Source organism: Methanoregula boonei 6A8, assembly GCF_000017625.1.
Classification (GTDB): domain Archaea; phylum Halobacteriota; class Methanomicrobia; order Methanomicrobiales; family Methanospirillaceae; genus Methanoregula; species Methanoregula boonei.
The window spans coordinates 1549694-1575293 of sequence record NC_009712.1; the positions used below are offsets into that span (position 1 = coordinate 1549694).

Genomic DNA, 25600 nt, shown 5'->3' on the forward strand with positions numbered 1-25600 from the left:
GTTAAAATGCGGGTGAGATCATGGACAAGATACCCATTCTGAAAATAGGCGATATTTTACTGGTCACGATTCAGGTTGACATGCATGACCGGCTCGCTGTCAGTCTCCAGGATGACCTCACAGCCCGGATCGTCAAAGACCACGCCAAGGGCGTCCTCATCGACATCTCGTCCCTCGACATTGTCGACTCATTCATAGGAAGGATGCTGGGATACATAGCAGCGATGAGCCAAGCTTTAGGGGCCCAAACCGTTGTTGTGGGTATGCGCCCGGCGGTCGCGATCACGATCGTGGAACTCGGACTCCCTATGGAAAATATCCAGACAGCTTTAAATGTCGAAAAGGGTGTCGAGAATCTCAAGCGTGCCATGGAAAATTCAGAGAAAGGTATCCATCATGAGTCTTTGGGAACCAGAAACCCTTGAACTCAAGACAGGTGAGGACATCATCAGGGCCCGACAGAGAGTCCGCACCTGTATGATTGATCAGGGGTTCAGCCTTATTGACCAGACCAAGATGGTGACTGCAGCAAGCGAACTGGCACGGAACACCGTTGACTATGGGAAAGGGGGTACGATGCATATTGAACCCCTTGCCGATGCCGGACGAATCGGCATCAGGCTGGTCTTTCTCGACCATGGCCCGGGCATTAAGGATATAGAACGGGCATTGCAGGACGGATTTACCACGGGTTTCGGGCTCGGGCTCGGGCTTAGCGGTTCAAAACGGCTGGTCAACGAGTTTAAGATCTGGTCAGAACCGGACAAGGGCACACAGGTAACGGTGACGCGATGGCGATGAACGGGATGAAGTGCATCCATATTGGGGAGATGAGCGGTATTGTCGAAGCCCGGCAGACAGCGATGAATTTCTGCAAGACAAAGGGATTCAGTGAGGTCCTTTCCGGTAACGTTTCCCTCATCGTGACGGAACTCGCTACAAACCTCGTCAAACATGCCGGTTCGGGAGAACTTCTTATTCGCTCCTGTACCGAAGGAGATGTTTCCGGAATCGAGTGCCTCGCGCTTGACCGGGGCATGGGGATCACAGATATCGGCGGAAGCCTGCGGGGCAAATATCCTGCCACTGCTGGTAAGGAGACCGGCCTTATGGCAGTCCGCCGTCTCTCTTCCCTGTTTGATCTCTATTCCATCCCGGAGAAGGGGACGGCCGTCCTCTCCCGGATCGAAACCAGATCTCCTGAACCAGTGTCCGATCCACCGCACCCCCTGTGCTCAACCCGACCCGAGGTCGGCGTTGTTTGTCTTCCACTCGTGCCGGATGAACCCTGCGGCGACGGATGGGAGGTGATCCGGTCGGAGAACAGAACGGTAATCCTTGTTATCGACGGACTGGGTCATGGACCGGAAGCCTCGAAAGTTCAGGTCGAAGCCATCAGGGTCTTCCGGAAGAACCCGGCGGGTGAACCGGTGGAAATACTCAGGAATCTCCACGCTGCACTCAGGAACACCCGAGGGGGTGTCGCGGCGATTGCCGCTATCGATGAGGAGCGAGGCAGGGTCACGTATACAGGCGCCGGCAATATTTCCGGCCGGATCATCACCGGTCATGTTACCAATAAAATGGTTTCTCTGAGCGGAACTGTAGGTGACCAGATCAGGCAATTCAGTGAGTTCTCGTATCCCTGGGTAACGGAGGCTCTCCTGATTATGTACTCCGATGGGCTCACCATGCAGTGGGATCTTGAGGATTACCCGGGACTCGAGCGAAAGCACCCGGCACTCATTGCCGGTGTTCTGTACCGGGATCATACGCGGGGAACGGATGATGTGACGGTCCTTGCCGTAAAACTCGTCGGGGAGACTTCATGAGCACCTTGATCAGCCACAGGGAAGTGCGGAATGAACAGGACGTGGTCTCTGCCCGGTTCCAGGCACGCATTATCGCAGAACAACTCGGGTTTTCCAAGAGCGATCAGACCCGAATCAGCACAGCTGTGTCCGAGATTTCAAGAAACATGTTTCAGTATGCCAACGGGGGTGAAATTGAGTTCTGCATCGATAATGGCAAGGTCCCCACGGTCTTTTCTATCACGGCCCGGGATCATGGCAGGGGTATTTCCCGGCTTGAGGAGATCCTCAATGGCCGGTTTACCCCGGGACAAGGGAAAAGGCTGGGCATCATTGTTTCAAAACGTTTAATGGACCAGTTTTTCATCGACACTCGTAACGATGGTACCACGGTTTTTCTGGGTAAGAATCTTCCACTTACCGCCCCTCCGGTCACTCCGGATCTCATCTTGTGGATCACTGACATGCTGGCAAAGAATCTCACCCTCAACGGATTCGATGAGATCCAGATCCGGAATCAGGATATTACTGATATTCTGGAAGAACTGCACCTGCGGCAGGAAGATCTGGCCCAGGTCAACAGGGAGCTCGAAGAAACCAACCGGGGCGTCGTAGCATTGTACGTGGAACTGGATGACAAGGCCGCTGCATTAAAAACATTACGTGACGAGCTTGAGATCCGCGTACAAGAACGGACGAATGATCTTAGTAAGGCCAATGATAACTTGGTAACTACCCAGAAAGAACTGCACGCACAGTTTGAAGAACTTGCAGACCGGGACAGGGAGTTGTCGGTGAGCGAGGAGCGGTTCCGTATCAGTGCCCAGAGCATCAGCGACGTGATCTGGGACCGGTCCATTCCCGATGGCAGGATGGAATGGTATGGTCGGATCGATGAGCTGCTCGGGTATGCCCCTCTTGAGTTTCCCCGGACTTTCGATTCGTGGAAGAAGAGTATCTATCCTGATGACCGGGACAGGGTCATGGCACTCTTAGATCGCCATGTAAAGACCCGGGCTCCTTATGCAACGGAGTACCGGGTTGTACAAAAAGACGGGAAGATCCGGTATTGGACTGACCGGGGAATTGCCATGCTGGACAGTCAGGGCAATGCGTACAGGATGGTGGGTTCCTGCACTGATATCACGGATCGCAGGCTTGCAGACGAGGAGCGGGCCCGTCTCGCCGCCATTGTGGAGTACTCTGAAGATGCAATCATTAGCAAAACACTTGACGGGATCGTCACATCTTGGAACGCCGGAGCCGAGCGGATCTACGGGTATTCTGTACAGGAGATGGTTGGCAAGGAAATTTCGCTGCTGGAGTCGCCGGATCACCCAAACGACACCGTATTGATTCTTGAACGGATCAGGAACGGTGAACCGGTCATCCGCTACGAAACCCGGCGCAGGAGGAAAGACGGCGAGCTGATCGATATCACCCTTACTGCATCTCAGATCAGGGATGCACAAAATCGTCTGATCGGTGTGTCCACCATTGCCCATGATATCACCCAGCGCAAACGGGCAGAAGATGCAATGCATGCTTCCGAGATGCGGTACCGGCGGCTTTTTGAAGCGGCGCAGGATGGCATCCTCATCCTTGATGCAGAGTCCGGCCAGATCGTCGAGGTAAATCCCTTTTTAATCAACATGCTGGGTTTCTCGCGCGAACAGTTCTTGGGTAAGAAAATCTGGGAGATCGGGACGTTCAAGGATATCGTTGCCAACAAAGACAATTTCGGAGAACTGCAGCGGAAAGAATATATCCGGTATGAGGATATGCCCCTTGAAACCTCCGATGGGCAAAGGATCGCCGTGGAGTTTGTCAGTAACGTCTACGAGGTGAACAACAAGAAGGTCATCCAGTGCAATATCAGGGATAATACCGACCGCAAGCTCGCAGAAGAAGCAAAAATTGCTTCCGAGATGCGGTACCGGCGGCTTTTTGAGGCGGCGCAGGATGGCATCCTCATCCTCGATGCAGAGTCCGGCCAGATCGTTGAGGTAAATCCCTTTTTAATCAACATGCTAGGTTTCTCGCGCGAACAGTTCCTGGGTAAGAAAATCTGGGAGATCGGGACGTTCAAGGATATCGTTGCAAACAAAGACAATTTCGGAGAACTGCAGCGGAAAGAATATATCCGGTATGAGGATATGCCCCTTGAAACTGCCGACGGGCGGCATATAGCAGTGGAGTTTATCAGTAACGTCTATGAGGTGAACAACAAGAAGGTCATCCAGTGCAATATCCGGGATAGTACCGACCGCAAGCTCGCAGAAGAAGCAAAAATTGCTTCCGAGGTCCGGTACCGACGTCTTTTTGAGACTGCACAGGATGGCATTCTCATCCTCGATGCAGAGTCCGGCCAGATCGTTGAGGTAAATCCCTTTTTAATCAACATGCTGGGTTTCTCGCGCGAACAGTTCCTGGGTAAGAAAATCTGGGAGATCGGGACGTTCAAGGATATCGTTGCCAACAAAGACAATTTCGAAGAACTGCAGCGGAAAGAATATATCAGTTACGAAGACATGCCCCTCGAAACTGCCGATGGGCAAAGAATTGCCGTGGAGTTCATCAGTAACGTCTACGAGGTGAACAACAAGAAGGTCATCCAGTGCAATATCCGGGATATTACCAAGCGCAAGCTCGCAGAAGAGGCACTGCGCCAAAAAAATGAGGAAATTGACGGGTACTTTACCAATACCCTCGATCTGCTCTGCATCGCAGACGCGGACGGGCATTTCCGACGCCCGAATAAGGAGTGGGAAACGGCTCTCGGGTACAGTCCTGCCGAGCTGGAGGGGAAACGGCTCTTTGATTTTGTCCACCCTGACGATATGGAGGTGTTTCTTGGTGCAATGTCCGAACTGAGTGCAGGTAAAAAAGTCCTCCAATTCACGAACCGGTATCGCCACAGGAACCAGACGTACCGCTGGATAGAATGGCGGTTGTTCTCTGCAGGAAACCTCATCTATGCATCGGCACGAGATGTTACGGAAAGGAAGAAGATGACCGATCTGGTCGAAGCGTCGCTAGCCGAGAAAGAGACCCTGCTTCGGGAGATCCACCACCGGGTCAAGAACAACCTCCAGATCATTTCGAGCCTCCTTAACCTGCAGATCCGTAAGATAGACGATCCCAAAACCATTGAAGTCTTAAAAGACTGCCAGTCCCGGGTGCTCTCTATGGCACTTGTCCACGAACACCTCTACAAGGGCAAAGATTTCTCGCGTATCGACCTGAAAAATTATATCCATTCACTGGGAATGCAGCTCTCGCAGTCGTACGGAAACGCAAACGAAATTGTCCGGTTCGACCTGAATCTCCCTGATATTTACGTAGATATCAATACCGCAATTCCCCTGGGCCTCATCATAAACGAACTGATCACGAACAGTTTAAAGTATGCATTTAAAGGCAGGAAAGACGGGAAACTCTCTATCACGGCTACTGAGAATGATCGCGCCCTTACGCTTATTGTTGCAGATAATGGTGTCGGAATGCCTGAAGGCATCACGCTGGAGAACCAGACGTCACTGGGACTCCGGCTTGTCAAAACACTCACCGGCCAGATCCACGGTACGGTTGTGATCGATCGGACCGGGGGTACAAAGTTTGTGTTTGTAATTCCCAAACCCGCAGAAATCCAAAGAACTGGACCGCCGGTAAACACGCTCACCCGCCAGATCCACAGCACCGAGACAATTGACCATCCGGATGAGGCGAAGTTTGTCCTCACGGTCCCCAAACCGGCAGAAACCACGGGCAGGATGTGACCATGACAATGATCCGGTACTTCCGGAAAACGATCCGGGATTTGATGGACATAAGAGAACGGACCGAGATCTGTCCCGGAGCAGGTTCCTTCCACCGGTGTTGCCCAGATGGTCCTTACTGCAGTAAAGACCGAGGTACGGCGGGATATGAGATCCGCGGGAGGGAAACGAACACTGGTATTCTGTGCCAGGGGAGTAAAAATCCAATAAACAGGAGGGAGTGAACTATGACAGAAAAAATCAGGATCCTCATTGTTGAGGACGAATCATTGGTTGCAGAAGATTTAAAGGAGATGCTGATGGGATTCGGATACGAGGTACCCGGCATCGCAGAGACCGGGGAGAATGCGATTGCCCTTGCAGATGAACACCGCCCCGACCTTGTCCTCATGGATATCAACCTTGCCAGTGCGATGGATGGGATAACAGCCGGCGGGGAGATCCGCTCGCGATGGGGTATCCCCCTCATCTATGTCACAGCTTTTGCCACGCAGGCAATTATTGACCGGGCGAAAAAAACCAACCCCTCCGGCTACATCTTAAAACCGTTTAATGAGCGACAGATCCAGACTGCCATCGAGATCGCGCTTTACAATTCTGTACTGGAGAAGCAGTTGAAGGATCACGATGCAACGATCAACACCCTCATCAACGCAACCTCAAATCCGCTCATTCTCATTGACCGTCAGGGTCTCATCAGGGCAGTAAACAATGAAGTTGCAAAAACGGCAGGAAAAACCCCCGGACAACTCACCGGAACCCCGTTTATGGATCTTGTGCCCGGAGGCTACATCACCACGCGCCTCAGGGAGGCGGTCCAGCAGGCCGCATCCGGAAAGGAGAGCCGATTTGAAGAAGAACAGAAGGGAACCGTATATGATAATGCGATTATTCCTGTCCGGGATTCCCGTGGCGCTGTGCAGTCCATTGCGATATTCTGCACAAATATTACCTTCCTGAAAGGTGCGGAGCAGCAGTTGAAGGCAGCAAACGATCAGCTTGTTGCAGAGAGGAACCGGCTCACAGCGCTTACCGCAGCGCTGGACAGCATGGATGACCCGGTCATTGTCACCAATCACCGGGGTATGATTACGTACGTGAATGCAGCGTTTAACACACGATTTGTGTATACCCTGCAGGAGGTGGAGGGAAAACACCTGAGCACTCTTGCGGCACAAGAGAACCTGTTTGCCCTGAACCGCGAAGTATTCCTGGACGATCAGAAATCAGTCTGGACGGGTAAATTCGTTGCACGGAACAAATACGGGATGAACCTGTCATTTCTCATCAAGGGTTCCCCGGTATTTGAAGAAAACCTGCTAAAAAACCGGGTCTTTGTGCTCCGGCAGGAATTTTACGGCAAGCAGTGAGCGGGATGAGCAGGTACACGATTATTTTGTGCCCCCTGTCCAGGAGATCGTCTCTCCCCAATAACCCCACCTCACAAAGAGGGAACTAAAAATGCACCCGGACTGCAGGAAATCCCAGGTCCTGATCATAACCCGGCTGACCTGAATGATCCTGACAGGTACAGAATACCAGGGGTTCTTTCCTAAAAATCGAGCACGCCGCTTTGGGAAAGCGAAATACTTTTTTTTAAGAAATTCCCTGACCGGAAAAATATGACCGGTGCAGGAAAAACCGTCGTTAAAAACCATCGTTGCATGGGCATGGAAGATTGTCACGAAAAGATTGGCACCATTGTCTGCATTTTGACACTCACCGGTGCAGAGTGCCATAATGAATGCCCGTTTTGCTGACCTGCGGTTCTGCCCGCTTGGGAAAATTTTTTAGGTCTTTGATGAACTTGATTTTATCCATTCTGGGGGATACCGGAGTCCTCCGGACGAGACCTTACTGCATTTAGCAGGCATCCCCCCCGTGCATATCCCGACCGAAAATCTTCCATGCGCATGTAGTGTGCATATAGTTCATAATACAAATTCGAAAAAAAACGCAAGAGGATTCACGGTCACAAGCACTAAAATATCTCACCGGTGAGGGTCATCTTCGGAAATGCAGTTCACGGGATTATCGATTAAATGCATATCCTGCCGATGTTCCGGAGTGCTGTGATCCAGGATTTTTGGGACCCAAAGTTCCGGGTCCCAATCTGCCATGGACCGGTCTTCAGGGTGAATAAGAAAAGTAACGGTTTCATGAACCTTCCGCGGGGCCGACAGGAGGTTGCTCCTCAGCCGGGAGTACTGTTCCCGCCGTGCCTTTATCCACCTGCCAGGGGGATTGACGCAGACCCGTTCGAAGTTACTCATACAGGTCCTTCCTTACGCGTTCTATAATGGCGTCGGGTTCACGGTAATAGGAGATGAGGAGCTTGGCGACCTCCTTGTAATTCCGGATCTTTTTGATGCGCATCCACTCCAGCACTTCCTGCCGGCGCTTGAGTTCCTCCCGCATCTGGTTCTCGTTCCAGCCACGGGCCTCCATGATCTCTTCAAGGATGTAGGACTTCCCCGAATAGGTAATTTCATCGGTTGCCGACCGCCATTTGAAAACCTCGTTTGTGATCAGTTCGTTTGTCCGTGGGTCGATCCCGATGATCTCAACGATCCGCTTATTCCGACGGATACGTTTGCCTCCCATCTGGACCTGCACTTGGATGCAGACAAAATCGAGTGCCGAGAACATATTCCGTGGCACATCCATGGGCGGGTTCTCGATGCGGTGGACGATGCTTGACACCGAGTCCGCGTGGATCGTAGAGTACGTGACATGGCCGGTGCTCATCGCCTGGAAGAGCGTCTGGCATTCCTTGCCACGGACTTCCCCTACAACAATATACTCAGGTCGCTGCCGCATGGCCGCACGCAGGAGTTCGTACATGTTGATCTCTCCGCGTCCTTTCATATCAAACGACTCCCGCGTTATACTCGGGATCCAGTTGGGGTGGGGAAGCTTCAATTCCCGTGTGTCTTCAAGGCTGACGATCTTTGCCATCGGGGGAATAAAAAGAGAGATCGCGTTTAATGCTGTGGTCTTACCGGATGCGGTTCCCCCGGCGAAAAGAGCGGATTTGCCATTCTCGACGGCAAGCCAGATATAGGCAACCGAAAGCGGGGAAAACGTGTGCCATTCGATAAGATCTACCGGGGTGATCGGCTCATCCTTGAACTTGCGGATGGTAAATGTTGAGCCGTGAGCGGTTACCTCCTGCCCAAGGGTCATCTGGATACGGGAACCATCGCCCATGGTCGCATCGAGGATGGGTTCCGCAATGGAGATGTACTTGCCGGAACGCTGGGCAAGTTTCGTGACAAATGAATCGAGTTCCTCGGCATTATGGTACATCAGCGTAGTCTGCATCGATTCGTAACCGGCATGGAATGCAAATAAGGGAACATTGACACCATCGCAGGAAATATCCTCGATGTACTTGTCATGCATGATCGCATCGATCTGGCCATCACCCAGAAAATCCTTGTGCAGGTTATAGAGGATCTTCTCACGCTCGACCGGGCTGAGCCTGATCCCGAAATCTGCCAGGATATCATCCACAGACTTCCTGAACAGGCGCTGCGCCTCCTCTTTGGAAACATCATTGGTGTTGATATCGAGAGTGTCTGAGAGGCGTTCTTTTAATTCCACTAACTGATCTTTTTCGGATGCGGAAAGAACGGGTTCTATCATCTGGTACGTGTATTCATGCGTTGAGTGATCATAGATGACGCGGACATATGCATAGGGGGCATTGATGGGATACATCTCCATCTCTTCAATGCCGGGTCTTGGTTCAAATGAGAGATCTACAAGGGGGCCATGTAATCTGGGATCATAGTCCACAGTTGCGGAATGCAGGACGCTGCTGAAAAGTGCTGCCAGTCCGGATTTCTTTGCCGAAGATTTTTTTGACGTTTCCTGTTCAGGGAACTGTTTTGTTTCGAGATCCCTGAACCCTGCGTTTGAAAATTCCCGCTTCCATATATCTGCAACCTCCCCGGGCAGGATTCCGATCCCGGAGCGCTCAAAGGCGTTAAAGCTGCCATGAAGTTTGATCTCATCGATCCGGAATGTTGCACCTTTTGGGAGGATAAGATCCGGGAGATCGAAGATCTGGTCAACAGAGATGATCCGCTCATCGGTATCACCAGGAACCGTATCGGCAGACGTCTTTTTGGATACCTCTTTTGTTATTGCGGTTTTTTCCCGGGAATATAAGGAGGTTAGGGTATCATCTTCAATACTCTCGACCACAGGTTCCGGTCGGGGTGAGGCAGCCGGGCCGGCTGTTCCATCTTCCGGCGTCTGTATCCCATGGATTTTTTTAAGAAGGGTGCTTATCTCGTCGTGAGCCACAGCATCCTGTGATTTCAACATGAAAATCCTCGTGTCTGTCCGGTATTAGTATTGTTCAACCTCTATCCGAGCAGGTCACTATCTGACAGGACAACGAATATACCTGTCCTGTTGTTGCAAAATTTGCTTTTGATAATCTGACGGTTGACAGAGAATTTCTCATGAAGGGAAAAGGTTAGCGACCGTTCACGTATGAGAACACGGGAAACGGGATATCCCGATCACCAAGGTCAGGATCATGAAAACCCCTCTTCTGGAGATGACCTGACTTCGGGAATCCCGGGAGGCCATGGGGATCAATTGCAGGGATACGTTTCTCCGTACCGGTACGCAGGCAAAAACGAAGCTGTTACAGGCTTGCCGTCAGTTCAGTCATCACCACTGCCGCAGGCACAACCGGCACTGCTGCCGGGTGTCCTTCTGGTCGTTTCACCGGGCCCGGACGCTCATCTGTGAATTTCTCAACAAAACTTCGCCCTTTTCTTCCCCCAGACAAAATACGGGGTCTTCTGCCCCGGGATGTCCGGTTTATGGGAGTTTTCAGTGCGTCTCTCACGTTTAGCCAGGGTTCCAAGAATACGGTAGTTCGATACGTACGATATAGGAGATCAATTTTTACCGTATAAAAAAATATCAGCCAGTCTTTAGCTTATCAAAACCAAATTTTGCAACACCAGAGCAGGTTTATCCGTTGTCCCGCGGGATGGTGATAAGTTCGGACAGGGAATAAAATCTCACCGGATATCGGAGTTGAAAACCAAAATGACTGATAATCTAAACGTAACCGACCATAATGCAGTCAACGACAAGTGGGTGACTTCATTTATAGTATATGGTGATTCAAGAGACGATGCATATTCCCGGATTCCTCGTATGCAGGAAATTTATAAGAATGGCCGGTGATTCCCTTACCTGTCAGTATCATATTGCAATCCCGACCATATCCGCGACAAGTGATGTTGTGCGTTGATTCTGGTATGTAACGGATCTGGAGAGAATTTTCCAATAGGGTTCACATCGGGGATCAACCTCTCACGTATCAGAATCAGGTTGTATTTGGTCCGGACTAACAATTGTAGAAGTGCTGAACCGATTGGATTTTGCGCCGTGTACACCAGTGCCATTCCGGGCAGAGACCGGCTTCCCTGTCTCCCCTCAATTGTCCTCCCGGACCATTAATGGGTATACCATGATATACCGGGGAGAAATACTTTTTAGATATCCTGGACCTATGGTCCGGTGGTCGGTTTTCCCACAAATCCTTTAATTTCAGGGAAAAATTTCCCGGTTAACATCGTTCTGAAATTTGGAACAATCCCTCTTGTTTTAAAATCCCATGAGTTTATAGACATAATCGTAAGGTAAGCCCTGGCGTAAGAATACGTCAGATCACTCATTGCAGTTTTAAAAACCTGCAAACCCGCCACAAAGAGTTCAGGGAATTTCCCTGCTCCATCCCCATGAGACACGCGATTATGGATCAGGATCCGTTCAAGGAATGCAGCACAGGAGAGGTTTTAAACTCGCTTAAATCACGTGCAGACGGATTGACAGATGTTGAAGCGGCTTCAAGGCTTGCCATTTGTGGGTTTAACGAGATTGCAGAAAAGAAAAAAAGCAGGATCCTGAAATTTATCAGTAAATTCTACGGCCCCATCCCTGCGCTTCTTTGGATAATAATGGGGCTGTTATACTGCCTCAACAACTGGGCTGACCTGTACATCATAACCGCCCTCCTGGTTTTCAATGCGATAGTAAGCTTTGCGATGGAGGACAAAGCGGATACATCAATAACTCTCCTGAAACAGAGGCTGTCAACAAATTCACGCGTATACCGTTCCGGATCATGGAACGTGGTGCACTCAAAAATGCTCGTCCCCGGAGACATAATACGGGTACGGCCCGGGGACATCATTCCCGCAGACGCAAAAGTGATTACAGGAGATAATCTCGGTATTGACCAGTCAGCAGTGACCGGGGAATCCCTGCCGGTGTCACGATCTGCCGGAGACCTGGTATATAGCGGCACGGTATTACAAAAGGGGGAGGCAACCTGCGTCGTAATTCTGACCGGATACCAGACACTCTATGGAAAAACGGCAAAACTGGTGGAGACCGCAAAACCCAAGTCCCATCTTCAGTCAGAAATACTCAACATAGTAAAGTACCTTGTCGCCGCAGACCTGGTCATCATAACCCTCCTTTTCATCTACTGCTATGGATTTCTGCATATGGCACTTCCCGCGCTCATCGTATTCCTGTTAGTGGTATTCATCTCGTCAGTCCCCATGGCACTCCCCGCATCATTCACGGTATCACTTGCATTCGGGGCGGAAAAGCTTTCGAAGAAATCGATACTGGTTACAAAACTTTCTGCCATAGAAGGGACCGCAACCATGGATCTTTTATGCATGGATAAGACCGGGACAATAACTGAGAACAGGATAAAAGTAGCCGCGGTTTTTGGCTTTGGAACAGGGCCAGCAGAAGTCATAAGATATGCTGCAGAGGCGTCAAGCGATGAGAACAAAGATCCGATAGACACCGCCATACTGGAATACGCAAAAACACTCCATGTCAAATCAGGTTCACAGTTATCATTCGTCCCTTTTGATTCTTCGACAAAGATGACAGAGGCGCAGGTACAGGGTGGAGATGAAACATATTCTGTCGCAAAAGGGGCGGCAAACATAATCTCCGTATTATGCGGAATCAGTGCTGTTCAGACTCAGACATTAAACGAAAAAGTGACGGGTTTTGCCCTGAAAGGGTATCGGACAATTGCTGTTGCAAAAAATGCAGGGAAATGGGAAATTGTTGGTGTGATTGCACTCTATGACCGGCCTCGTCCGGATTCCGGAAAACTGATCGAGAAACTCCACGATCTCGGTATTTCCATAAAGATGATAACCGGGGACAACAGGGCTGTTGCAGTACAGATAGCACGTGAGGTCGGCTTAGGCACCAATATCGTGGACATACATTCAGGAGACTTCGATAAGGATGACAATCTGGTAAAAACCATAACAGATGCGGATGGGTTTTCAGGAATTTATCCAAAGGATAAATATACGATTGTAAAAGCGATGCAGGATCATGGCTTTATCGTAGGAATGACGGGAGATGGCGTTAACGATGCCCCAGCGTTAAAACAGGCAGATGTGGGGATCGCCGTAGAGAGTGCGACCGATGTTGCAAAGAGCGCTGCCGACCTTGTGCTGACAAAAAACGGAATCGAGGTGATTGTAGATGCCGTAAAAGAAAGCCGCAGGATATTCGAGAGGATGCTCATCTACACCATTGTAAAGTTAGCAAAAGTTATCCAGCAACTGGCGTTTATCACCATAATATTCGTCGTATACGGATTTATCCCGATTACCGCGTTCCTCCTGATACTGCTCACGTTCACAAATGATATAGTCAACCTGTCGATATCTACGGACAACGTCGGATTTTCAAAAAATCCGGATTTCTGGGATATGAAATACATCATGCCCATGGCAGCCCTGCTGGGAGGACTGCTCACCATACAGGCGCTGCTTTTAGTGCCGGTTGGCCTGGGCGTTTTCGGGTTGTCTGTATCCGGGCTCGCAACTGCAGCGTTCCTGATGCTCAATATATCAGACAAAGTGACCATATTCAATGTCAGGGAGCGGGGATGGGCCTTCAAATCCATGCCAAGCATTGCAGTCATAGCTGCATCCCTGGGTGGAGTACTGGCGGGAATCGTCTTCGCGTACTATGGCATATTCATGGACAGCATAAGCCTTCCGGTGATCCTCTGGATCGTTGCCATGTCTATCGCGTTCTTTGTAATAGCCGATATCCTCAAGGTTTGGTTAAATAACAGGATTACCGTTGCACATCCAAAATGCGCAGCACCGGGATATTCCATGGTGTAATATCAGTACTTCCCCAAATTATCCCCCGTAAATATCAGATAATTATGGGAGGAAACTTCAGGAGAATACCGGCTGAACCTGCATGAGTGGCAGGTGCAAGAAAATTTTGTGCTTCCGGTTCATGAGAAATTCAGTTCCCAAAATCAGTCATCCAAAAAAATAGAACCTTAAATGACGACGGATTGCCAGATACAGGATATCCGGATCATGACCAGACCGGCATGAAGGGAGCGCTTTTTGGATTTATTATTTTAAAGAAAACCCCTATTGCATATCAGTTGGTTACATTCCATCGAGGCAGTACAAGATCAGTTTCCATTTTTTGATTCCAGACGAAATATTTATTGCTCGTAGCCGGTGATTCTTCATGAAAAACAGATTCCCTGTGGTTGGTCCTTACGATATCAGTTCTCTATGTAGACGATGAGTCCGTACTCTGTGATATTGGCAAATTGTACCTTGAGCAGACAAAAGAATTTACCGTAACCACCGCATCATCTGCCCGGGTTGCCCTTACCCGGTTAAAATCCAATGGAATCCAGGCCATTGTCTCCGATTACCAGATGCCGGAAATGGATGGCATAGAATTTTTAAAACAGGTCCGGGCGACTGACAAACATATCCCGTTCATTTTGTTTACCGGTGAGGGCAGGGAAGAGATCGCGATTGAGGCCTTTGAAAACGGTGCTGACGCGTATATCCAGAAAGGGGGGGATCCAATATCGCAGTTTGCCGATTTGACGCACAAAATTAAGGTAACCTTCGAACACCGTCGGGCTGATGTCCAACTCAATGTCCTCAACAGGCTCTATACGGTTCTTTCCGCGACAAACAAGGCAATCGTCCGTATTCATGATAAAAAGGAACTTCTGAATGAGATTTGCCGGATTGCTGTGGATTCCGGGGGTTTTAAGATGGCTTGGGTAGGGCTCCTCAATGCTGAAAACCATCTCATCGAACCCATTGCGACATCTGGTTATATTGACCATTACCTTGATACGATTTCCCTATCGATCGATGACACACCCACCGGGAGAGGCCCGACCGGAACTGCATTCCAAACGAGAACTTTCAATGTCTGTAATGATATAGAAAACGATCCCACTATTGCATCGTGGCGCAAAGGGGCACTTGAGCGGGGCTACCGTTCACTTGCAGCATTCCCCTTTGCACTTGATACCAGAAATGCCGGTGTGATCACATTCTATGCTTCTGAACCGGGATTTTTTAATGACCAGATCATCCGGCTCCTCAATGAACAGGCAGAGGACATCTCGTTTGCTTTTGTAACTTTTGATCATGAAGAACTACGAATCACCGCTGAAAATAATCTTAAGAAGTCAGAACTCCAGTACCGGCAGCAATTCCAGACGGCACCTGACGCGATCCTGATCCTTGACGGCGATACCGGAGAAATTATCGATGCGAATACTTTCATTCTCGATATGATTGGATACCCGAGGGATTATTTCGTTGGCAGGCGTCTCTGGGAACTGGAGTTCCTCAAAGACAAATCATTTGCAAAAAACGCGTTTGAGAAACTGAAAACTGACGGGTATATCAGGAATGATGATCTGCCTCTGGAAATCAAACAAGGCCGGGCTATAAGGGTGGAGTTCATCAGTAACGTCTACTTTGTAGGTGAAAAGAGGATTATCCAGTGCAATATCAGGGATATCACTGACAGGAAAGTGGTCCAGGATGAAATGCTGGCATCCGAAATCCGGTACCGCCGCCTCTTTGAAACGGCACAGGATGCGATTCTGATCCTTGACGGCGATACCGGAGAAATTATCGATGCGAATAAATTTATTCTCGATATGCTGGGATACCCGCTGGATTATTTCGTTGGCAGGCATCTTTGGGAACTTGGGTTTCTCAAAGACAAATCATTTGCCAAAAATGCGTTTGAGAAACTGAAAACTGATGGGTATATCCGGTATGAAGATCTGCCCCTGGAAACAAAACAGGGCAATGCTATCAGCGTGGAGTTTGTCAGCAATGTTTACCTTGTGGGTAATAAGAGGATTATCCAGTGCAACATCCGGAATGTCACTGAACGGAAACGTGCTGAAGATGCACTTGCCCTTGCGAGCAGGAAACTGAAACTATTATCAAGTATCACCCGCCATGATATCAGGAACCAGCTGATGGCGCTCTCCGGTTCCCTGGAACTTTCACGGAAAACCGTTAAAGAACCTGAAGGAGTTGCCAATATCAACCGGGCATACAAAGCAGCGGACACAATCCTGCGCCAGATCGAATTTACCAAAGAATATGAGGATCTCGGAGTCAGGTCTCCCACATGGCAGCGGGCATCCGACATTATTCGTTCAGCTTCATTGCAGCTGGCAGCCGATTCTATTACCTTTGAAATTCCCGAGGATCACTTGGAAATATATGCCGACCCACTCCTTGTCAAGGTGTTCTACAACCTGTTTGATAATGCCCGGCAACACGGAGGCGCAGTTACCCGTATCAGCATATCGGATCATCCCGTCGGCACCGGGCTTACGATCGTCATTGCGGATAACGGGGTCGGAATACAACAGGAAGACAAATCACATATTTTCGAACGCGGTTTCGGGAAAAATACCGGACTTGGCCTTTTTCTCTCCCGGGAGATTCTGTCAATTACCGGGATTTCCATAAGCGAGACCGGTGTTCCGGGCAAGGGTGCACGATTTGAGATCGCGGTACCGGAAGGTACGTTTCGGTTTGCGGGTCCGATGAAGATGTAAGTGGCCGGATTATCAATCCAATCAGGTTACCGGGAGGGAGTCGGGTAGGGTTCTGGTGCAATAAAGGGAGTTTTGGTATAATCAACAAGAGAAAAATATGGGCATCTCCCGCAGATGCACCAGCACCAGTGAAGGAATAGCATACGGATCTAGCCCTTTTCCTGTCATTCACGGTCAGGAGAAGGTGGACGTATCATTTCACCCGGTGTTTCAAAATCTGTTTTTCAGGAAAGATCCTTTAAAATTTACGGGTAAATACCCCGGCCAGTGAAGGACTGTCCTGTTCAGGATGCGTCCTTTATGGAGAGGTTTTGGACATGGAAGCGGACAAGTTCTATACATTACCCAAGCTGCCGTACGACTATGGGGCCTTAAAACCCTATATTTCCGAAGAACAACTCAAGCTGCACCACCAGAAACATCACCAGGCCTATGTCAACGGGGCAAACGCCATCTATGAGAAGTTCGACAAGGCACGCAAAGAGAACGCGGACTTCGACGTCAAGGCAACGCTCAAGGAGTTGTCGTTCCACCTTGGGGGATTCAAACTCCACAACCTGTTCTGGGAGAACCTTGCGCCCGCGGGAAAAGGCGGGGGAGGAATGCCAAAAGGGGCCCTTGCCGAAGCACTCGATGCTGAGTTCGGGAAGTTTGACCGGTTCAAAAAGGAATTTACCCAGGCTGCAACCGGTGCCGAAGGATCGGGATGGGCCGCACTGACCTTCTGCAAAAAGACCGGCCGGCCGCTTATCATGCAGATAGAGAAGCACAACACGAATGTCTTTCCCGGTTTTGGTATCATCATGGTCCTTGATGTCTGGGAGCATGCGTATTATCTCGATTACAAGAACGATCGGGCAAAATTTGTGGATGCATTCTGGAACATTGTAAACTGGGATGAGATCGCCAAGCGGTTTGACCATATCCGGAAATGAAGAGAGATTCCGGGAGAATGTCTTACTTCAGGAGAACTCCGGGAAACGGGCCGGGCTTTCCGGCCATCACCTGACACCCGAAGGGAACAACCTATGAATGCGGAATATGATCTCGTTATTATCGGGACCGGTGCGGCCGGGGTAGCAGCGGCTACTGCTGCTGTACATCTCGGTGCTTCCCGCGTTGCAGTTGTCGAGCGGGGCCCGCTCTGGGGCACCTGTGTCAATACCGGCTGTATCCCAAGCAAGTTCCTTCTCACCCTGGCGGGTTATACCTACTACCGGGGACACAGTCATCCCGGGGTCCGCATGGAGGGCCGGCTCGATCTCGGAGAGGTGCTCGCGGAAAAAAATACGCTCCAGGAGCGCCTGAGGGAAAAGAAGCGTGATACTCTCTTTAGTCGGCTTGGCGTTGAACTTATCGAAGGGGAAGCGACATTTCTCAACCCCCATACACTGCAGGCCGGCGACAGGAAACTTGCATCCAAACGCTTTATCATCGCAACCGGTTCCTCTCCCGCGATCCCGCCGGTGGAGGGGATCGGATCGGTTCCTTTCATGACAAGCGCAGACGCACTCAGCCCGGAGCGCATTCCCGCTACGCTTATTGTCATCGGAGGAAGAGCGCTTGGTCTCGAATTTGCCCAGCTCTATTCCCACCTTGGGACCCGGGTCACCCTTCTCCAGAGAAGCCCGAGGATCCTCCCGGAGGAAGAACCGGAGATTGCAGACCTTATGGCCGGTTATCTTGCCGGGGAGGGCATTGGGATCCTGACCGGGGTTGATATAAAGCGTGTCGAACGGACGGGGGATTCTGTTGCGGTCATTGCAGGTACCAGAGGAGAACAGCGGGTTATTTCCGCGGATCGTCTTCTTCTTGCAACCGGACGGACGCCAAACAGCCGGGAACTCAATTGCGGTGCTGCAGGAGTAGACACCAGGCCCGATGGGGCGGTCGTTGTGGATACCATGCTTCAGACTTCGGCCCCGCATATCTGGGCAGCCGGCGATGTGACGGGTGAACCGATGCTTGAAACGGCGGCAAGATATGGCGGTGAAATTGCTGCATCCAATGCCCTCCGGGAACTGAAACGATCGTACAACAGCGCCCTTCTTCCCCATGGGATCTTCACAACGCCACAGGTGGCAGGGGTGGGGATGACAGAAGACAGGGCCCAAAAGGCCGGCCTGAACCCGGTATCGCACAGCATCCGGACTGATTCGATGGCAAAATTCTCGATCGATGGGGACACCCGGGGCATGGTAAAGATTGTTGCCGACAAAAGAAGCAGGCGGATACTTGGAGTTCACCTATGTGCCCCGCTTGCCACCGAGATGATCCAGGAAGGAGTCATTGCGGTCACAAGATACCTTACTGCAGACGATCTTGCCGAACTGCCGCATGTCTTTCCTACAGCAACAGAAGCCCTTGCGGTCTGTGCCCGCGGCCTGCAGGCAAATACCGGGGATTGTTCCAAATGAGATCCCGGGCTCCTTAAAAATAACCGGGCCCAGACTACGGCATATGCCGGCTATTTTCAGGGATTGTTCCATAGTCTGTAAATCGACGAAATTATTATCTTCTGCTCCGGTGAAGAGACGCTCGTACGGTGAAGTTGTTGTATGAATGATCATCTTATTCTGGGAGTGTTTTTGGTATTGGGCGCAGTACTTCTCATTACGGGATGTACCCAGAACGCGGCTCCTGCCCAGGCGTCGCAACAGGTAACCCAGCAGTTAACTGCCCCCGCATCATCCGACACGGTCAGGGTTGCCTCAAGCACGCTCGGAAATATCCTTGTGGATGCGCAGGGAAAGTCTCTCTATTATTTTGCCGCTGACATACCGGGAAGCGGTGCGAGCACCTGCAGCGGTTCGTGTGCCGGCATCTGGCCGGTCTTTTACAGCAATACCATCACGGTGTCGCCCCCGCTTGTGGCATCCGATTTTTCATCCTTTGTCCGGGCCGACGGGACAAGCCAGACCGCGTACCGGGGATGGCCGCTCTACTATTTCCAGGGAGACAGCGGAGCCGGGGATGTCTCAGGTGAGAACGTGAACAAGGACTGGTTTGTAGTCCGGCCGGATGAGACCATAATGATTGCCCAGCGCAGCACTCTTGGCCTGTACCTTACCGACCGGATGGGAAACACCCTGTATTATTTTGCAAAGGACACCCCGGCCACGAGTGCCTGTACCGCCGCATGCCTTGCAAAATGGCCCCCGTTCTACGCAGGCACCATCAGTGCCCCCTCAGTTCTGGACCCGTCAGCATTTGGCACGGTGGCAAGAGCTGACGGCAGGAACCAGACCGCATTCATGGGTATGCCGCTCTATTATTTCGCAAACGATACGCAACCCGGCGAGACAAACGGCGAGGGGTTCAACAACCTCTGGTACGTGGCAAATATCACCGGTACGATACCTGCTGTGCCTGTTGCAGTACCCACGGCAGAACCTACCCCGGTCCCGACAACGGCAAACCCGACACAATCCATAATGTCGTACGGAGGATATTAAAGGGTCACCAAACGGATCGTGCGAGTGGCGGATATCTTCCTGCCCGATGTGGGTAAAGGAAAGAATTCGTGACCTGCCCTGAGAGGGGAGGACCGGGATGCATCACTGACGGATCCCCACGATCATTGATTGTCAGCCCGGCCTGCAGCAGGCAGGTTCACATTTCCAAGATGCCCGATGATGCGAAAAAGGAATTGCCCTTTTATCCCGTACGAAATGTTTTTTCTTTGTCCCTCTCAGTCACATTCTCCTTTTTTGGTTTTTCCTTTCTAACCGGCAGAACCTCCCGCAAGTACACTGCTCCCTGCTGGCACCGGTGTAAACGATCCCCGGCGCATTCATGAAAGAGGCACAGGGACCGGATCTAATTTTTGAGGTCTGCCGGGGTCAGCAGGTTCAGCAATGCCTCGATACCGGAGATTTCGCGCCTGATAACCTCCTCGTGAAAATACCGCCTCAGTTTTGCTTCAAATTGCAACCGCACCCCGGGGTTCCAGCCCGTTTTGGGATCGTACTCGTCCCGGAGATACGACTGGAGTTCTTCAAGATCCTGGCGGTTTAACCGGTTGATGAGGGTTTCCTGGTATCGGTTGACCAGGGAGCGTTTCAAATCCTCCGAATGAATTTTTTCCGGGACCATAAACCTCTACCCCGGGACCGTTACACGGCCGATTCTGTCCGGATCAATCCGGCAGATTCCCGGATTGTTGAGAAGATCACGTGCGCTGGCCTCCCGGGCCATGAGCGTCTCACCGGTAAAGGAATCCTGGTTCTTATTCCCTGCATCGGACAAGGACTCCCGTATACCGTTCCTGAATTTGTTACTGCCCGAAACCTGCCGCATGGTTCCCTCCTTTCTGTCATGGGGGGTTGTGCTTTTTTTTCGCCTGCAATTTCCCCCGTAATTTTTTTAGTCGGACCGGGGATGGATCCAGTAATGCCGGATGAAATCCGAATATATGCACCTTTCAGACATACAGCGGTTACAGCCGGTTCCCGTGCAGGAGAAAACCCCGGAAGAGCTGCAGGAGTATGCATATTTGAGGACATCAGCTTTTGTTTTGCAAAGACTGCCCGGAATTTTGCAGACAGGCTCGCCTGCAACCCACGACTCTTCGGCAGGCTTTGGTACGGGAATCGGTCTCACCCGGTGAGGAAGTAATCAGGGAGGCCTAATAGGCCCTTTTGTAAAAAGCAGTTTTTGAAACAAAATCTGAGACACCTTGTGTCCGGGGAAAGGTGGGTTTTGTCCGTTTTCCCACGTACCTGCGATGCCGGGGAGGCGGGTATACCTGATCCTTTACAGACTCACGGCAGAAAATGTGTCATCCACATCATTTGGGGGATATCCAAGCCGGGTTAAATCCTGCCTGATGGCAGAAACAAACAAGGGATCCAGGGGTTTTTTTGCATAATCTGCGAGGAGCCCGGCAAGGATCCGGGGAAATTCTGCACTCCTGCCCCGGAGGATATGCTGCAGCAGCAGGAAAAAGGCATTGCATGTCGTGTCGATCCCGTATAAATCCGGCCGGTCACCGGCATTTGTAAGAAGGCCGCTCCATATTTCATAGATATCGTAGTTTTTGCAGAAGCGGGAAAATTGTTCAGATAAGAGATAATCGCCAAAACCGCCCTCGCGCACCATCCGGTCAGATAAGAGCCTCAGTACTTCCCTGTGAGGATCCGCAGGCATAGGTATCATGTCCTGATTGCCTGATCCTGTATTTACATCCTTCGCCCACCGGGCATGCCGATATGACACCGGCATCCTCTTGTAAAGATCATTATTCCCGACATAGTACAAGGAAGGATCTTCGGGATATTCTGCAGCCGGGACATTTTTTTTGACAAATAGTATGATTCAGGTTATTTCACGGGAGATCTTCCTTTCTTTTGATGCCGGAAAAACACGACCGCTTCCTCAATCATAAGTGTTAAGAATCGACAAGACTCCTTTGAGGATATGGCCCAACTGCATTTCTCTGCTTTATCGGACAGGGGTATCCGGTCAATCAATAATGATGCATTCTGTGCTGAAAAGATCGGGAACTATTATGTTTTCGGGGTAGCTGAGGGAGATTCCGATCCACTCCACGAGGGCGCCGCAAGTAGTACTGCTATCTCCTGTCTTAAAGAGTCCGCAAAAAGCCCGGCACATTCGCCGGCTGCGACCCTTGTACGGGCCGTGCAAAAGAGCGACGCCCGGATCAGTGCACATGCAGCAGGCTCCCCGGGCAGGACACCGGATGCAACACACCTGAGTGCCTGCCTCATCAACGATAACCTGGAATGCACGATTCTTGATACCGGTGAAGGCAATGCCTACATTGTCAGCCCTGACGGCATCCACGTTCCCGGGGAACATGCATTGTCCCTTCACGCGCAGGAGCCCGGGTTTCCCGGACAGGGCAATGACGAAGAGAAGAAGCGGGAGGGCATGATCTCCCATACCCTTGGCGAGCCCCGCATCCTTGCAAAAACCGATCTTGTGACGGTAAACCTTGTGAATCGGTTCCTGCTTTTTAGTTCCGGCGGGCTGTATGAGTATGTCAAAAAGGACCGGATTGCGGAAATTGTCCGCCGGAACGGGGAGAATGTCGAGGCATCCGCTGAATTCCTGGTGGAGGAAGCGCTCTCTGCCGGAAGCGACCGGACGATTACTCTTGTCCTTGTCCACGGTCACCGTCACTGAGTCTTTTTCTCAGCGATCTTTTTTTTTTAGTTTTTGGAATTTGTGCGATCCCTCCCGGGAACCACCGTGCAGGACGATCGGGAAGCATACGACCCGCTGTTTCACGGTTTGTCTCAAAAAATGACAACCGGCACAAATGCTATGATGCAGCGTGATGAGGGCTCAAACAGCGGGAGAGGATGAGCGTATCCCTGACCCGAAAATGCAATTCCGGATCCCCCGGGACCGGATCTTGCCGGAGGTGATAAAAAAACATGATCATGGTAAAGAAAAGGGACGGCCGAAAAGAACCCTTTGTGACCGAAAAGATCGTGGTAAGCGCGATAAAATCCGGTGCACCGGTGGAGGTGGCACGGGCCGTGGCTTTGGATATCGAAAAGAATGCCACAGACGGCATCGCCACAAAGGAACTCAAAAAAAAAGTACTTGGGGTACTCAAGGCGAAAAATCCCGAATGGGAACGGAACTGGATAGTGTTTGACACGGCTGTAAAAAAGCGGCCGGAGTAAAGGGGAGAGAGGTGAAGACGGGTATGCCGTACCGATGGAAAACAAAGACTGACGTGGACGAAGCCATTGTTGTGATAATGAATGTCCTTGACAAGAACCCTGACCTGCCCAACTGGCTTATTTCAACGCTCAATGGATCGATAGCGGACTCAGATCTAAAAGTTGTCGGGTATTTCTTCGAAGAGGTAAAAAAGCACGTTCCCCGGGCCATGAAGTATTTCGAATCCCGCGAATAGGCGGATGACCCGGGAGGGTCATCTCTTTTCTGCCGTTAAAAGATGGCAGGCAGGCGAGGGACCTGAGGCACAGGAAACAGCCGGCTGGTCAGGATAGGGTATCGGGTCATGCAGGATACCATTAAAACGGGAATTATCAGGCTTGGCAGCAGGGGTCTCCTCTGGAAGACAATAGTTGAAAAGAACCCGGGACTTACTCTTGTTGCGGTCAGCGATGCCCACCGGCCTGATATCCCCCGGCAGGAAACGTACCGCTATTATGAGGATTACCGCAGGCTTCTTGATTCCGGAGTGGATGCGGTATTTGTTGCCCCGCAGAACAAGTACCGGCCAAAGGTGGTAATCGATGCCCTCGGCCGGGGCATTCATGTCTTTTGCGAGATCCCGCCGGGCAGGAGTGTCGGCGATATGGAGGATATTATTGCCGCGGAAAAAAAGGCAGGCGGGGTTGTACTCGGTTTTGGGTTTACCCACCGGTTCCATGGTGCGGTGTGCAAGGCAAAGGAGATCGCAGATTCAGGGAAGTTCGGGAAAATCCTGTGGATGAAGGGTGTCCACGGGAAGTCGGGGGGTACCGATTTTGAGAGCATATGGCGGAGCAACCGGGAGTGGGCAGGCGGGGGAATCCTTCTCGATCAGGGGATCCGGTTAATTGACCTGTTCCTGTTTTTTGCGGGAGAATTTAACGAGGTAAAAAGTGTTGTCACTACGTCATTGTGGAATATCCCGGTGGACGACAATACTTTTGCCCTGATGCGCAATGCCAAAGGCCAGGTAGCAATGCTCCATGCATCCTCGGCCCACTGGAAAAATACGTACGCCCTCGAGATTGGTCTTGAGAGCGGGCACATGACGATCAGGGGAGATCTTACCCCGACCGGGGAGTACGGTCCACGGGAAACCCTGACCCTCCTGCCCCGGCCGACCCGGGAGGAGGAACGAACAATCGGGCTCTTTGAAGAAGCGATCACCTGTTTTGACACAGCCGCTGCAGCGGAACGGGAGGTGGACGTGTTTGCGGACTGCATCAGGAGCGGCACAACGGTTTTGCAGGGATCTTCCGGTGATGCCCTGCGGTCCATGAAACTTATTGACCGGATATACCGCGGGGACCGGGCCTGGTGGCGCCGGTGGAGTTTATCCGGGGGATAACGTAACCCCGTGCCATGCCACGTCTTTTGGGAGGTTCGTCAGGCCTTTCCCGGGGAAACTCTAAAGTTACTCCGGAATTTACCGGGCCCGATTCCTGCAGCGGTCCTGCTTTATGCATATCATCAGTCATCCCGGCCGCTGAAATGCCGGTGTGGATAAAAAAAAGGTAACGCCGGTTACCGGCTGTATGTTGCAATGGCCTGGCCGCCGTACTGGAGCGTATGCCCCTTCATCGCGTTCTCAAGGGCATCCCGCTTTGAACCTGCGGGAATTCCCAGTAACGCGTCAAGGCCGTACACGTTGAAATAGTAGGTATGTACCTCCCCGGGAGGCGGACAGGGGCCCCGGTACCCGGTTGAGCCGAAATCGTTTGTCCCCTGGACCGCAGTAAAGGGCAGGGTAATCAATGCGCTCTTGGGAATGTTTTCCGGTATGACCTGCCGTGCTTCGAAATCCCACATCAGCCAGTGGGTAAAGCGTTCGGAGGGCCCGATCCGGTCATCGATAATGACCGCAAGGTACGGGGAATGGATGCGATCGATGTGGATCAGCGGGGATATATCCTCGCCATCACAGGTATGCTTCTTTGGGAAATTCCCCTTGTCAAAATCGATACTGATAAAAAGATTCTCGTTTTCCATAACCAGTGACTCCTTTCCCCTTCCGTTTTCCTGCCGGGGGACGATTGTGATGACCCGGTTATCCCTCCGTCATTCTATAATCCTATGCCGTATTTACAAAATCTGTGACATTAATTGAAAATACAGGTTTAAGCCGGTGAACCGGGAATAAAAAAAACGCGAATGCCGGAAATGACATTTACGGGAAAATAGTGGTTATGTTCCGGATAAAAGTGCAGATTTTTTGCTTCGCAGGTTCCTGACGGCCCCGGTATTTTCAAAGACGGTTACCCTTTTTTTCCGGGCATCCCGTGGAGAGACAGGGTCCTGATTTTTTTTTAAGATTGCCGTACATCCTCATGAGAGAACATCTTTTCCGGGAATGCCAA

Annotated in this window: 20 protein-coding genes; 15 read left to right on the forward strand and 5 right to left on the reverse strand. The window is 51.1% G+C overall.

Annotated elements, in window-relative coordinates:
- Positions 1 to 20: 20 nt before the first annotated feature.
- From MBOO_RS07810 to MBOO_RS13105, 5 genes are all read left to right on the forward strand, one after another.
- A complete protein-coding gene (locus MBOO_RS07810; protein WP_012107050.1) occupies positions 21 to 425 on the forward strand; it encodes an STAS domain-containing protein in 405 nt (134 codons plus the stop codon).
- A 52-nt stretch (positions 426 to 477) separates the two neighbouring features.
- Positions 478 to 801: an ATP-binding protein gene (locus MBOO_RS07815; protein WP_198324426.1), complete on the forward strand. Its 324-nt coding sequence runs from the start codon at positions 478 to 480 to the stop codon at positions 799 to 801.
- Complete coding sequence (locus tag MBOO_RS07820) at positions 792 to 1832, forward strand: ATP-binding SpoIIE family protein phosphatase (RefSeq protein WP_012107052.1); 1041 nt, start codon at positions 792 to 794, stop codon at positions 1830 to 1832. The genes MBOO_RS07815 and MBOO_RS07820 overlap by 10 nt, the downstream gene beginning before the upstream one ends.
- Positions 1829 to 5590, forward strand: a complete 3762-nt coding sequence (locus MBOO_RS07825; protein ID WP_012107053.1) for a PAS domain S-box protein — start codon at positions 1829 to 1831, stop codon at positions 5588 to 5590. Before MBOO_RS07820 ends, MBOO_RS07825 begins: the two co-directional genes overlap by 4 nt.
- A 227-nt stretch (positions 5591 to 5817) precedes the next feature.
- Positions 5818 to 6960, forward strand: coding sequence for a response regulator (locus MBOO_RS13105; RefSeq protein WP_012107054.1), 1143 nt, complete (start codon positions 5818 to 5820; stop codon positions 6958 to 6960).
- 895 nt (positions 6961 to 7855) lie between these two features.
- Here the strand turns inward: MBOO_RS13105 and MBOO_RS07845 are convergent.
- A complete protein-coding gene (locus MBOO_RS07845; RefSeq protein WP_083756195.1) occupies positions 7856 to 9925 on the reverse strand; it encodes a type II/IV secretion system ATPase subunit in 2070 nt (689 codons plus the stop codon).
- A gap of 1454 nt (positions 9926 to 11379) precedes the next feature.
- On the opposite strand from MBOO_RS07845, the gene MBOO_RS07850 reads away from it, so the two are divergent.
- The 5 genes from MBOO_RS07850 to MBOO_RS07870 all read left to right on the forward strand — a co-directional run bounded on the left by MBOO_RS07850 (position 11380) and on the right by MBOO_RS07870 (position 20002).
- Complete coding sequence (locus tag MBOO_RS07850) at positions 11380 to 13806, forward strand: plasma-membrane proton-efflux P-type ATPase (protein ID WP_048068376.1); 2427 nt, start codon at positions 11380 to 11382, stop codon at positions 13804 to 13806.
- 389 nt (positions 13807 to 14195) lie between these two features.
- On the forward strand, positions 14196 to 16547 hold the full coding sequence (locus MBOO_RS13110; protein WP_012107059.1) for a PAS domain S-box protein: 2352 nt from the start codon (positions 14196 to 14198) through the stop codon (positions 16545 to 16547).
- 317 nt (positions 16548 to 16864) lie between these two features.
- Positions 16865 to 17482, forward strand: coding sequence for a superoxide dismutase (locus MBOO_RS07860; RefSeq protein ID WP_012107060.1), 618 nt, complete (start codon positions 16865 to 16867; stop codon positions 17480 to 17482).
- A gap of 93 nt (positions 17483 to 17575) precedes the next feature.
- Positions 17576 to 18964, forward strand: a complete 1389-nt coding sequence (locus MBOO_RS07865) for a dihydrolipoyl dehydrogenase family protein (protein WP_012107061.1) — start codon at positions 17576 to 17578, stop codon at positions 18962 to 18964.
- Positions 18965 to 19105: 141 nt separating this feature from the next.
- Complete coding sequence (locus MBOO_RS07870; RefSeq protein WP_012107063.1) at positions 19106 to 20002, forward strand: hypothetical protein; 897 nt, start codon at positions 19106 to 19108, stop codon at positions 20000 to 20002.
- A 364-nt stretch (positions 20003 to 20366) separates the two neighbouring features.
- Here the strand turns inward: MBOO_RS07870 and MBOO_RS07875 are convergent, their stop codons facing one another.
- Positions 20367 to 20642, reverse strand: a complete 276-nt coding sequence (locus MBOO_RS07875; protein WP_048068377.1) for a hypothetical protein — start codon at positions 20640 to 20642, stop codon at positions 20367 to 20369.
- Positions 20643 to 20648: 6 nt separating this feature from the next.
- Positions 20649 to 20846, reverse strand: coding sequence for a hypothetical protein (locus MBOO_RS07880; protein WP_048068378.1), 198 nt, complete (start codon positions 20844 to 20846; stop codon positions 20649 to 20651).
- 93 nt (positions 20847 to 20939) lie between these two features.
- Here MBOO_RS07880 and MBOO_RS07885 point away from each other — a divergent pair, with 93 nt between their 5' ends.
- Positions 20940 to 21164, forward strand: coding sequence for a hypothetical protein (locus MBOO_RS07885; protein ID WP_157677640.1), 225 nt, complete (start codon positions 20940 to 20942; stop codon positions 21162 to 21164).
- Between the two features lie 138 nt (positions 21165 to 21302).
- On the opposite strand, the gene MBOO_RS07890 is transcribed toward MBOO_RS07885, so the two are convergent.
- The gene (locus tag MBOO_RS07890; protein WP_012107067.1) at positions 21303 to 21695 is read right to left on the reverse strand and encodes a hypothetical protein; all 393 of its coding nucleotides are present in this window, start codon (positions 21693 to 21695) and stop codon (positions 21303 to 21305) included.
- A gap of 270 nt (positions 21696 to 21965) precedes the next feature.
- Between MBOO_RS07890 and MBOO_RS07895 the strand changes: the two genes are divergently transcribed.
- The 4 genes from MBOO_RS07895 to MBOO_RS07910 all read left to right on the forward strand — a co-directional run bounded on the left by MBOO_RS07895 (position 21966) and on the right by MBOO_RS07910 (position 24591).
- Positions 21966 to 22694 carry a PP2C family protein-serine/threonine phosphatase gene (locus tag MBOO_RS07895; protein WP_012107068.1) on the forward strand — a complete coding sequence of 243 codons (729 nt, stop codon included), beginning with the start codon at positions 21966 to 21968 and terminating at the stop codon, positions 22692 to 22694.
- A gap of 254 nt (positions 22695 to 22948) precedes the next feature.
- Positions 22949 to 23203 (forward strand): ATP cone domain-containing protein, encoded by a 255-nt coding sequence (locus MBOO_RS07900; RefSeq protein ID WP_012107069.1) that lies wholly within the window; start codon positions 22949 to 22951, stop codon positions 23201 to 23203.
- 23 nt (positions 23204 to 23226) lie between these two features.
- Positions 23227 to 23439 (forward strand): hypothetical protein, encoded by a 213-nt coding sequence (locus MBOO_RS07905; protein ID WP_012107070.1) that lies wholly within the window; start codon positions 23227 to 23229, stop codon positions 23437 to 23439.
- A 108-nt stretch (positions 23440 to 23547) separates the two neighbouring features.
- Positions 23548 to 24591 carry a Gfo/Idh/MocA family protein gene (locus tag MBOO_RS07910; RefSeq protein ID WP_012107071.1) on the forward strand — a complete coding sequence of 348 codons (1044 nt, stop codon included), beginning with the start codon at positions 23548 to 23550 and terminating at the stop codon, positions 24589 to 24591.
- A gap of 176 nt (positions 24592 to 24767) precedes the next feature.
- Here MBOO_RS07910 and MBOO_RS07915 read toward each other — a convergent pair whose 3' ends face one another.
- Positions 24768 to 25232: a YbhB/YbcL family Raf kinase inhibitor-like protein gene (locus tag MBOO_RS07915; RefSeq protein ID WP_012107072.1), complete on the reverse strand. Its 465-nt coding sequence runs from the start codon at positions 25230 to 25232 to the stop codon at positions 24768 to 24770.
- Positions 25233 to 25600: the final 368 nt, after the last annotated feature.

Coding starts and splice junctions, on each gene's coding strand:
- MBOO_RS07810 (WP_012107050.1), top strand. CDS start 21: ATGGACAAGATACCCATTCTGAAAATAGGCGATATTTTACTGGTCACG.
- MBOO_RS07895 (WP_012107068.1), top strand. CDS start 21,966: ATGGCCCAACTGCATTTCTCTGCTTTATCGGACAGGGGTATCCGGTCA.
- MBOO_RS07885 (WP_157677640.1), top strand. CDS start 20,940: ATGCCGGATGAAATCCGAATATATGCACCTTTCAGACATACAGCGGTT.
- MBOO_RS07825 (WP_012107053.1), top strand. CDS start 1,829: ATGAGCACCTTGATCAGCCACAGGGAAGTGCGGAATGAACAGGACGTG.
- MBOO_RS07860 (WP_012107060.1), top strand. CDS start 16,865: ATGGAAGCGGACAAGTTCTATACATTACCCAAGCTGCCGTACGACTAT.
- MBOO_RS07880 (WP_048068378.1), bottom strand. CDS start 20,846: ATGCGGCAGGTTTCGGGCAGTAACAAATTCAGGAACGGTATACGGGAG.
- MBOO_RS07820 (WP_012107052.1), top strand. CDS start 792: ATGGCGATGAACGGGATGAAGTGCATCCATATTGGGGAGATGAGCGGT.
- MBOO_RS07910 (WP_012107071.1), top strand. CDS start 23,548: ATGCAGGATACCATTAAAACGGGAATTATCAGGCTTGGCAGCAGGGGT.
- MBOO_RS07870 (WP_012107063.1), top strand. CDS start 19,106: ATGAATGATCATCTTATTCTGGGAGTGTTTTTGGTATTGGGCGCAGTA.
- MBOO_RS13105 (WP_012107054.1), top strand. CDS start 5,818: ATGACAGAAAAAATCAGGATCCTCATTGTTGAGGACGAATCATTGGTT.
- MBOO_RS07900 (WP_012107069.1), top strand. CDS start 22,949: ATGATCATGGTAAAGAAAAGGGACGGCCGAAAAGAACCCTTTGTGACC.
- MBOO_RS07905 (WP_012107070.1), top strand. CDS start 23,227: ATGCCGTACCGATGGAAAACAAAGACTGACGTGGACGAAGCCATTGTT.
- MBOO_RS07875 (WP_048068377.1), bottom strand. CDS start 20,642: ATGGTCCCGGAAAAAATTCATTCGGAGGATTTGAAACGCTCCCTGGTC.
- MBOO_RS07845 (WP_083756195.1), bottom strand. CDS start 9,925: ATGTTGAAATCACAGGATGCTGTGGCTCACGACGAGATAAGCACCCTT.
- MBOO_RS07850 (WP_048068376.1), top strand. CDS start 11,380: ATGGATCAGGATCCGTTCAAGGAATGCAGCACAGGAGAGGTTTTAAAC.
- MBOO_RS07865 (WP_012107061.1), top strand. CDS start 17,576: ATGAATGCGGAATATGATCTCGTTATTATCGGGACCGGTGCGGCCGGG.
- MBOO_RS07815 (WP_198324426.1), top strand. CDS start 478: ATGATTGATCAGGGGTTCAGCCTTATTGACCAGACCAAGATGGTGACT.
- MBOO_RS07915 (WP_012107072.1), bottom strand. CDS start 25,232: ATGGAAAACGAGAATCTTTTTATCAGTATCGATTTTGACAAGGGGAAT.
- MBOO_RS07890 (WP_012107067.1), bottom strand. CDS start 21,695: ATGCCTGCGGATCCTCACAGGGAAGTACTGAGGCTCTTATCTGACCGG.